Origin of the sequence: Mesorhizobium sp. M7A.F.Ca.MR.176.00.0.0, assembly GCF_004023165.1 — a bacterium.
Taxonomy (GTDB): Bacteria; Pseudomonadota; Alphaproteobacteria; order Rhizobiales; family Rhizobiaceae; genus Mesorhizobium.
Genome location: NZ_RZTC01000077.1, coordinates 31093 through 31542, shown reverse-complemented (window position 1 = coordinate 31542; position 450 = coordinate 31093). Strand labels below are relative to the sequence as shown.

1 protein-coding gene (only partly in view) is annotated in these 450 nt (G+C 63.8%); it reads right to left on the bottom strand.

Annotation, left to right across the window (positions count from 1 at the left end; all coding sequences use genetic code 11):
- Positions 1 to 122: 122 nt before the first annotated feature.
- Positions 123 to 450, bottom strand: the 3' portion of a protein-coding gene (locus tag EOB59_RS23340; protein ID WP_128289333.1) for a MaoC family dehydratase. The gene runs 161 nt beyond the window's last position; only the last 328 of its 489 coding nucleotides appear in the window; its start codon lies beyond the right edge, outside the window; the stop codon is at positions 123 to 125.

Sequence of the window (450 nt, the reverse complement as noted above, 5' to 3'; positions counted from 1 at the left end):
CGACAGTGCTAGCGCTGATCGCGCTGGTCCTCGCGCTGCTCTCTGCCCGCGCCGCAGGCCGCACGGAATCCAGGGGTTCGTGACGCGCCACACCGCTCAGAGAGTAGAATTCCCAAACAGGCTCAGGCGCCTGCCCGCTTGCGGCGTTCATAGAGCATGACCAGCGTTTCAGCCGTCAAGGCAGGCTTTTCCTCGCCTTCGATCTCGACCGTATTGGCTGCCTTCATGAGATACTGGCCGGGACCCCTGTCCTCCATGGACAGCAGCGTGATGCGCAGCCTGATGCGCGCGCCGACCTTGACCGGCGCCAGGAAGCGCACCTTGTCGAAGCCATAATTGAAGGCAGCCTGGGTGTTCTCGGGCACGATGCCCATGCCGAGCGCCAGTGCGCCGATGATCGACAGCGTCAGATAGCCATGCGCAATCGTCGTGCGGAACGGGCTTTGCCGC